Source organism: Staphylococcus sp. SUC_1.2, from assembly GCF_026222585.1.
The window spans coordinates 1-9,185 of record NZ_JANJPM010000050.1 but is presented as its reverse complement, the minus strand read 5'-3'; the positions used below and the strand labels follow the sequence as shown (position 1 = coordinate 9,185).

Below are 9,185 nucleotides of genomic sequence, written 5' to 3'. Positions count from 1 at the left end.
TTTTAATTAGTTTATTCAATTTTTCAATATAAAAGATACTATTGATATTATACTCTTGACGATTATAGATAAATTTAATATTCAATATTTGGTATTTTATTTACATGTTTTTGATAGCGCTTAAGTACACTATAACCAATAGTACAAATAGCTATTGTTACAAATAATTTTTTCAAATTTGTCATTCCTTTTCTCTATTTGTTTTCATAATAATTTAATTCTAAGTCTTTAGATGTTTGTTTTCGAATGCTTCTCATTAATCCAATATCATTAACTAATGATTGACCGTAAGATGGTATCATTTTTTTGATTTTTGGTGTCCATTTTGATTCATATTCTGAGAAGTTTTTTTCAAGTACTTCTAAAGCTACAGAAACTGAAGTTGAAGCTCCAGGTGACTCTCCTAGTAAAGCAATAACTGAGTGATCTTTAGAATTAACTACTTCCGTTCCAAATTGAATATAACCTTTTCCATGGTCAGGTGTATCTTTAATGACTTGTACACGTTTACCAGCAGTATATAACTGCCAATCTTCATCACGTGCTTCTGGATAAAACGTACGTAAATGATTCATACAACCTTCTTTAGTCATTAATATTTGATCAAACGAATATTTAATTAAAGGTAAGTTTTTTACTGCGGCAGATAAAAGCGTTGAAATATTATATGGTTTAATTGATTTAAATAAATCTAAATTTGAACCGTTTTTTAAGAATTTAGGACCTACACTAGCAAATGGGCCAAATAATAGTGTACGTTCACCATCAATATAACGCGTATCCAAGTGAGGTACAGTCATAGGTGGTGTACCTTTGGGCTCTTTACCATATACCTTAGCGTCATGCTTGGCTATGATATCAGGGTTAGTACAAATTAAGAATTGACCTGTAATTGGGAACCCTCCCAAATTTTTACTTTCTGGAATACCTGTTTTTTGTAGTAATGGAATTGCTCCACCACCAGCACCAATAAATACATAATCAGCAAGTTCTGTTTGCACATCACCACTATTGCGTTGACGTATTTTAACTTCCCATTTACCACCTTTTTGATGATTAAAATCTATGACTTCATGATTATATTGAACATTAGCATTTGGATGTTGTTCAATATTTTTAGCCATTTTTCGAGTAAGCTCACCAAAATTAACATCGGTACCTTCATTAATTTTACTAGCGGCCATAATATCACTCGAATTATGCCCTTTCATCATTAAAGGAATCCATTTTCTCATTTCCTCAATATCTTCCGTATATTCAATATTGTCAAACATCGGAAAATCTTTCATCGCATAATAGCGATCTTTTAAAAATTGAACATTATTTTTACCTCTTACAAAGCTAATATGAGGTAAAGGCTGAATAAATTCTTTAGGGTTAGAAATACTTTTATTTTTAACTAAGTGACTCCAAAATTGTTTCGAAATTTCGAATTGCTCATTAATTTCTTTTGCTTTTTCAATATCAATTGAGCCATCAGGTTTTCTTACTGTATAGTTCAGTTCACATAAAGCAGCATGACCAGTTCCAGCGTTATGACGTTCATTAGAACTTTCAATTCCTGGACGATCTAAACGTTCATATAGTTTAATATTCCAATTAGGTTCTATTTCTTTAAGCATAGAACCAAAAGTAGTACTTAATACCCCGGCACCAATAATGACAACTGTTTTTGACTCTTTAGTATTCATAAATGATTCCTCTTCCTTTTTTGTGACTAAGTAGTAGTGTAATACAATTCATCTTATAATAAAAATACTCATTTTTAATACGACCTATTCCATAAAAGAATAGATTTAAAAGCAACTAAAAAGCTCTAAAAGGTGCATTAAAGTTTTGTAAAACTTTAATGCACCTTTTTTGGTGAAAACTTCTGATAATTGTAGGTTCTCTCGTTATCTATGATTATTACTTTTAACTGTATCTAGAAAATCATCTCCCCAATCACAAATTGAAAAGACTACTTTATCAAGCTTTAAACCTATTTCAGTCAATCTATAATCCACTTTAGGAGGGACTACTGGATAAACCGTCCTTTCAAGAATTTTATCTTGTTCTAGTTCTCTAAGTTGTCTTATTAACATTCGTTGGTTGATATCAGGTAGTTTATTTTGTAATTCACTTAATCTTAAGCGCTCATTTTGTAAAAGATGGTAAACAATGGCAATTTTCCATCTTCCATCAATGACAGACAGGGCTAAATCTTTCGATGTATAAAATTCTTTATTATTATATTCAATTAACAAAACAAATCCTCCATTTTATATAGTGACAAAAATGTCAGTATTGTTATTTGAAGTAACTAATACCATAATAGCATTATAAAAGATAGAGAGGAGAAACTTTAATGAAATTACAATTAGCAATCGATCTATTAGACCAAAAAGAAGCAGCAAAATTAGCTCAAGAAGTAGAGGAATTCATTGATATTGTAGAAATTGGAACACCAATTGTTATAAATGAAGGACTATCTGCTGTTGAACATATGAGTAAATCAGTCACTAACACACAAGTATTAGCAGACCTGAAAATTATGGATGCTGCTAGTTATGAAGTAAGTCAAGCTGTAAAATTCGGTGCTGACATCATAACAATTCTGGGTGTTTCTGAAGATGCTTCAATTAAAAGTGCTATCGAAGAAGCACATAACCATGGCAAAGAATTATTAGTTGATATGATCGCGGTTCAAAATTTAGAACAACGTGCAGCTGAATTAGATAAAATGGGTGCTGACTATATTGCAGTACATACTGGTTACGATTTACAAGCTAAAGGTGTATCACCTTTAGAAAGTTTACGTACTGTTAAATCAGTTATTTCAAATTCAAAAGTAGCCGTAGCAGGTGGTATCAAACCCGATACAATTAAATCAGTGGCAGTTGAACAACCAGATTTAATTATTGTTGGTGGTGGCATAGCAAACGCTGACGATCCAAAAGCTGCTGCTAAACAATGTCGTGATATAATTGATGGAAATGCTTAACCATTTTTAATATATGTTTAAACTCCCCCCTTCTTAGTGTATATAATATCTAGATTTAAAAATTATAATTGAAAGGTAATGTTGTAATATGACTAAAAAAGTAGCAATCATTTTAGCAGATGAATTTGAAGATATAGAATTAACTAGTCCAAAAGAAGCATTAGAAAATGCTGGATTTGAGACTGAGATTATTGGTGATACAGCTAATCATGAAGTTGTTGGTAAACATGGTAAAAAAGTAACTGTAGATGTTAGTATCGCAGATGCTAAACCAGAAAATTATGATGCATTATTAATTCCTGGTGGATTTTCACCTGACCATTTACGTGGTGATGAAGAAGGACGTTATGGTACCTTTACTAAGTACTTTACTCAAAATGATGTACCAACATTTGCGATTTGTCATGGTCCACTTTTACTAGTTGATACTGATGATTTAAATGGACGTACAATAACTGGTGTTATCAACGTACGTAAAGATTTATCTAATGCAGGAGCACATGTTGTCGATGAATCAGTTGTAGTAGATAACAATATTGTAACAAGTCGTGTACCAGATGACTTAGATGATTTCAATAGAGAGATTATTAAACAATTAGAAGCATAAATTAAGATTAATTATAAATATTTATTTGATAGATTAGACCATCGATAAAGATATACACTTTGTCGATGGTTTTTTTATTAAATTATTCTTCGAAGTTTTTAAAGGATGTAAAATTGATTGCGATTTCAATATCAAGACAAGGAGAAACTCGTTTTTACTCGTTTCTAAAAACAAGAAAAAAATCCGAGATCTCGGATTTTCTCTTTACATAATAGGAATTTATCAGTGTTAGATAAACCTTTTTTACGTTGTTTAATTATCAATCAAATTACTAATTTTTTATATTTTCTTTAACATTTTCAAAATAAGGTTCATTAAGATGATTAATATCTAAATGTTCTATTTGTATTGTGGTATGTGATATTCCATATTTTTCTTTTAATAAATCTTCTATTTCATTTATAACCAAAAAAGCATCTATACTACTTCTACTATCTAGAACAACATGTGCACTTAAAGAATATTGATCTGTTGTAATTCCCCATAAATGAAACTCATGAACATCGATAACGTCGGGAATAGATTTTATTGCTTCTATGACATTGTCTGTATCTAATTCTTGTGGCACAGCTTCCATCAATACCATCCAAGCATTACGCATAATTTTATAACCACCCCTAAAAATAATGATTGAAATGACCATACTTAAAATAGGATCGAATAATTGTATACCTGTGAAATGTATTAGTAAAACTGCTAAAATGACTCCTACTGAATTTAATAGATCTCCAACAAAATGCCATAATGCACTTTGTACATTGATATTTTGTTCATTCTTTAAAGAACGCATTAATATAACTGTCAACACAATATTTACAATTAAACCAATTGTTGCTATGACAAGCATTAATCCACTTTCAACTTGCTTAGGATAAACTATACGTATGATCGCCTCGTAAAAAATACCAATAGAAATTACTGATAGTGCTAAACCATTTAAGAATGCTGCTAATATTTCGAAACGTAAGTAACCATAAGTAAAACGTGCTGTTGGTTTACGATTTGCAAAGTAAATAGCCAGCATTGATAATCCGAGCGCAAGTACGTCACTTAACATGTGAAAGGAATCTGACAATAAAGCTAAAGAGTTAGATAATATTCCTCCTGTAAGTTCTACAATGGTAAAAAATAAAGTGATTAATAGCGTTGCCCATAATGTTACTTTAGATTGTTTTTGGACTTTACTATGTTCTACATGGTGAAAGTATGTTTGTTTCATATACCTACTCCCCTTTTTATTTTCCATAAGTGATACTTGCACCTAAATGACCAGTAATAATAAGTAGTACAAATCCGATAATCGTCAATATAACTGTCGCACCTGTACATAATTTTTTATATTTTATAAACCACATACTACCTATTTGAGTTGATGTTGCAAACCCATATGTTATAAGCGACGTTAAGGCGAATGTTTCATGTAAATGTACTAATTTTTCAACATGTTGCATCCCATAATGTTGGATAGCAAATGCCTCTCCACTGTCTCCAAGTATGTAACTAATAATTCCAAATACCATACCTGTAGTAAGAAGCGTGGTTAATGTGATAGATAAATTAATTTTCTTCAAAAACAAATGTAGAATAGAGATAATAGTTGCTAATGACAATAATGCGATTGGAAAGTGCACAAATAATGGATGTAATGGCATGTTATTCAGCTCCTCTAACTTCTTTTTCTTAATGCTTTAAATATAGAGGATGAAACTGAAATGAAACTGAAATTTTTATAATTTTATAATAAAAGTTGTACCCTGTTTTACTATAGATTTTACTTCAATAGTTCCATGATACTGCTTAACAATATTATATAAAAGTGCCAATCCAATACCTGAGCCTTTCTGATTTTGATTAACCTGATAAAAGCGTTTAAAAATATGTTGTTGTTCCTCTTCTGGAATACCGATACCATTATCTGAAACTTCTATTTGTAACCCATTAAAATTCTTGAATGCACTAACGCTCACTTTAGTATTATTAGTGTTATGACGGTAAGCATTTTCCACTAAAATATTAATAATTTGCTTAGCATGTAATGAATGCATAGTAAATATTAAGTGAGACTTATAGCGTCTTTCTATCGTTGATTGATAGACATGCTCAGCTGTTCGAATTACTTCATCAAAACTTTTTGAAACATTGATAGGTACTATTTCATTTTTCTCATTAGTATCAATTAACATAGATTCGATGAGTTGTTGCATATATTGTGCTTCCGTTTTCATTTGTTGCAACGTTTTCTTACTTTCCATGCTTATATTATGACCTTCAATCATTTCTAAATATTGTGTACTCAATAAAAAAGAGGCTATTGGTGTTTTCATTTCATGAGATGCATTTTGCACAAACAGTTGTTGCTCATTCATTAGTTGTTCATAAGCTTTTACTGATTGTCGGGCTAAATAATATGCCAGCATTGCCATTAATATAAACGCAAAAACAAATCCAATCGTTAGTACATTAACTAACACTTGCTTCGTTTCATAGAAATCCTTAACATTTGCCAGACTATATAATATTCGCTGATTTGAAATTACTTTTTTCCTAACATCGAAAATACCTTTATTACTTTTATCAATATTATTTTTTTCTTTTCCAATAAATTTTTTTTGAAGCTCTCTTATAGAGAAAGGAGTATGATTACTTATAACCTTATGCTTTTTTACAATAAAATAATCATGCCCTTGATTCACATTGTCATGCTGTTCTATGGCATGTTTTATACTGGTTATTTGATTTTCTGATGTTTCATTAATTTCTTTATTGATGTTAAAATTAAATATCAAAATAATAAAAATGAATAATATAATCAACAATAAGATTAATAATGCTACATACTTAATAAAACTTTTTCCAAAATGTTTTTTCACTAATCACTCACTTCCAATTTATATCCAATATTACGTATATTTTTAATTTTTAGAGAAGCTCTTATTGCTTTTAATTTACTTCTAAGTAGTTTAACTAATACATCTACATTATTACTTGTTACTACTTGATCGATATTCCAAATTTTTTCAATAATTAAATTTCTCGGTACCACTTCATACAAAAATAATAATTCTAATAATTGATATTCTTTTAGTGTTAAGTCAATAATTCTCTGATTAATGGTAAATTGATGCTGATTATAGTGATATGTTATATTTCCTATCTTTTTAGTATTTTGTTGCATAGTTTGTGTCCTAGAGAAACGTTTAACGTTTGCCAGTATACGTGCTTCTAATTCTTCAAATTCAAATGGTTTTGTTAAATAATCATCCGCACCTATGTTTAACCCGGAAACTTTATCAGCAGTCTGTGATTTAGCGGTTAACATAATAATAGGAATATCTATATTTTTATCTCGTATTTCTTTAATAATTTCAAGTCCGCTACGCTTAGGTAACATCCAATCCACTAATAAAATATCATAAGAAGTATCTGATAAGTATTCCATTACTTCAATACCATTTCTAAGCCAATGCACTTGATATTTTTTAGCCTTAACATTTTTTGGATTAGTTCCCCCATAAATATATTATCTTCAATTAAGAGGATTTTCATATTATCTCTTTCCAATCATTATTATTTCTTCTATTTTGCATTACTCCGCTAACCAGTGTTATAATATACTTAACAAAGTTATTAAGTATATTACACCAATCCCCTCACTATCGGAAGTAGTGAGGGGATTTTTTTAGGTGTGGCTATAGTCGCCTATTTTTTATTATCGTTGCGATTGCGTAGCCAGTGCGCAAATAATGCGACGATACAACCACTCGCTGCTGTGGTCATGATGTGAACAAAGTTATCAAGCATAATTACACCTCCTCCCTGCGTCAAAATTGACGCCTGAGAGATAGGCGACCTGTATATTATATCCTCTCTAAATATGCGATAATAGTTAACTTCCGCTAAGTCATTTATGTTATATCTTTGCTTTTTTATAGTATCAAGACAAGAAAAACTCGTTTTGTTTTCTTTTCAAAAAATAAAATTGCTTTATTGACGTTTAGCCTCAGAACCCTTGACAATCCCTAAACTTGTCGAATGGTCGGTTTAATAGCTCACGCTATACCGACATTCGTCTACAAATTTAGTTAAGAGTTCAACGATCAATAAATTTTCTCGTCATAACTGCTATGTTATAATTAAAATATTCTTTCTTGATTTTTAATACTTTGCCACTTTTAATCAGCCAAAAAGTGAGTAAGAGCTACTTAAATTTTAAATGGTAGCTCTTTTTTATATTCTACTTTATTACAAATCAGAATACCTTTATTTTTAATTTTAAGGCGATATTTTGAAAAATTTGAGTTATTTATATAATTTTATACCTAAAATTTTAAATTAGCTCTTAAAATACAAATGAGAATCAAATAAAAATTTGAGCAATCATTCCTGTTGAACATTTTAATTATAAAAATCATTAAAAATAAAAAATAACGCCAGCTTTTTGCTAACGTTATTCCAAGTGTATAAAATATATTAAGTCAAAATTAGTCTTCTTTTTCTTTAAAACCTTCTTTTTTCATTTCCTTCTCAGTTTTCTTCATACTAAAACCATTCCCTGTATTACCAGACATACTAACAATATCTTTAGATTTTAAAGTATCAATATCAGCATTTTTTAAATCTATAGTTATAGTTTCTACAATCCCTTCATCATTCTCTTTAACAGTTTCCTTTACGCCTTTAACGTCTTGCATTTTTTTACTTTCTTTCTCTATTGCTTCCTTCATTATTTTTTTAGATGTATCATCATTCAGACTAAAATCGCTATATTTCAAAGTATTTACAGATTTTTGTTTAATTATTTCGTCCCCTTTATATGTATAAGTTACCTCCATTTTCACATTAGATTCTTCTCCAACAAATGTTTTAGTTTTTTCAGCTCCACAAGCAGATAAAGTAATTAAAAAAACAATACTTACTACCAAACCAGTAACTTTTTTCATAATTTAATCTCCTTTGTTTTAATATTATATAAAATATTATATACCATTCATCCTAAAAATATGACCCTTACTTTAGTTAAAAATATATTAAGTTTAGCGAAAAAAGAAATTGTTATAAACAACAAAATTCAATAATTTTATTCATTTCTCACTTTATGCTTTTATTTTTAATTTTAAAGGAGAATTTTGAAAAATTAGAGTTATTTATATAGTTTTTTATACCCAAAAACTTATATTGGCTCTTAAAACGCAAATGAGAGCCAAATAAATATATTTTAATTTCACAAACAAAAATTTGAGCAAAACCAGTGACGGATTTTTAGACACTGCCCATCTATATGCAAACTAAAATTTTGCATAAAATGGCTCAAAAAATCATCAACTTTTTTAGTTCCTGCAGGAGCAATTTCTTTCAAAAAACCACCGAATTTTGAATTGGCTCCAAATTCTTTGTAAGAGCATAAGGGAAATTTGCATACATTAAAAAATGTATGGTCTGGCGAAGCCAGACATTTCAAGGGATACAGAGATTTTAAAAAGGTATACATTTTTTGCGTTTTGTACCCCGATTGTACCCAGGCATTTTTAACATATTTTCAATCAAAGAGTCCGGGACATAAAGTTCTTGGATAAGTGAAAAAAGACAATTTCTATT

General features: G+C 29.6%; 11 protein-coding genes. 2 read left to right on the top strand and 9 right to left on the bottom strand.

Translation table 11 applies throughout. The features are described from left to right. Nucleotides 1-74 precede the first annotated feature (74 nt). From NR218_RS12070 to NR218_RS12060, 3 genes are all read right to left on the bottom strand, one after another. Entirely contained in the window at nt 75-185 is a 111-nt protein-coding gene (locus NR218_RS12070) for an SE2200 family small protein (protein ID WP_076690092.1), read from the bottom strand. 9 nt (nt 186-194) lie between these two features. Continuing rightward, on the bottom strand, nt 195-1,691 hold the full coding sequence (lqo, locus tag NR218_RS12065) for an L-lactate dehydrogenase (quinone) (protein WP_016931414.1): 1,497 nt from the start codon (nt 1,689-1,691) through the stop codon (nt 195-197). 204 nt (nt 1,692-1,895) lie between these two features. Beyond that, entirely contained in the window at nt 1,896-2,246 is a 351-nt protein-coding gene (locus tag NR218_RS12060) for a winged helix-turn-helix transcriptional regulator (protein ID WP_053023833.1), read from the bottom strand. 101 nt (nt 2,247-2,347) lie between these two features. On the opposite strand from NR218_RS12060, the gene hxlA reads away from it, so the two are divergent. Next, on the top strand, nt 2,348-2,983 hold the full coding sequence (gene hxlA, locus NR218_RS12055) for a 3-hexulose-6-phosphate synthase (RefSeq protein WP_053020041.1): 636 nt from the start codon (nt 2,348-2,350) through the stop codon (nt 2,981-2,983). Nucleotides 2,984-3,071: 88 nt separating this feature from the next. Next, complete coding sequence (locus tag NR218_RS12050) at nt 3,072-3,590, top strand: type 1 glutamine amidotransferase domain-containing protein (RefSeq protein WP_016931402.1); 519 nt, start codon at nt 3,072-3,074, stop codon at nt 3,588-3,590. A 271-nt stretch (nt 3,591-3,861) separates the two neighbouring features. Here the strand turns inward: NR218_RS12050 and NR218_RS12045 are convergent, their stop codons facing one another. From NR218_RS12045 to NR218_RS12020, 6 genes are all read right to left on the bottom strand, one after another. Next, nucleotides 3,862-4,836, bottom strand: a complete 975-nt coding sequence (locus tag NR218_RS12045) for a cation diffusion facilitator family transporter (RefSeq protein WP_029376696.1) — start codon at nt 4,834-4,836, stop codon at nt 3,862-3,864. Beyond that, nucleotides 4,826-5,242, bottom strand: coding sequence for a DUF2231 domain-containing protein (locus NR218_RS12040; RefSeq protein WP_016931400.1), 417 nt, complete (start codon nt 5,240-5,242; stop codon nt 4,826-4,828). The genes NR218_RS12045 and NR218_RS12040 overlap by 11 nt, the downstream gene beginning before the upstream one ends. Before the next feature lie 75 nt (nt 5,243-5,317). Continuing rightward, on the bottom strand, nt 5,318-6,460 hold the full coding sequence (locus NR218_RS12035) for a sensor histidine kinase (protein WP_049426552.1): 1,143 nt from the start codon (nt 6,458-6,460) through the stop codon (nt 5,318-5,320). Continuing rightward, entirely contained in the window at nt 6,460-7,107 is a 648-nt protein-coding gene (locus NR218_RS12030) for a response regulator transcription factor (protein ID WP_256262890.1), read from the bottom strand. Before NR218_RS12030 ends, NR218_RS12035 begins: the two co-directional genes overlap by 1 nt. 182 nt (nt 7,108-7,289) lie before the next feature. Then, nucleotides 7,290-7,391 (bottom strand): type I toxin-antitoxin system Fst family toxin, encoded by a 102-nt coding sequence (locus tag NR218_RS12025; RefSeq protein ID WP_016931398.1) that lies wholly within the window; start codon nt 7,389-7,391, stop codon nt 7,290-7,292. A 680-nt stretch (nt 7,392-8,071) separates the two neighbouring features. Further along, the gene (locus NR218_RS12020) at nt 8,072-8,530 is read right to left on the bottom strand and encodes a DUF1307 domain-containing protein (protein WP_016931397.1); all 459 of its coding nucleotides are present in this window, start codon (nt 8,528-8,530) and stop codon (nt 8,072-8,074) included. Nucleotides 8,531-9,185: the final 655 nt, after the last annotated feature.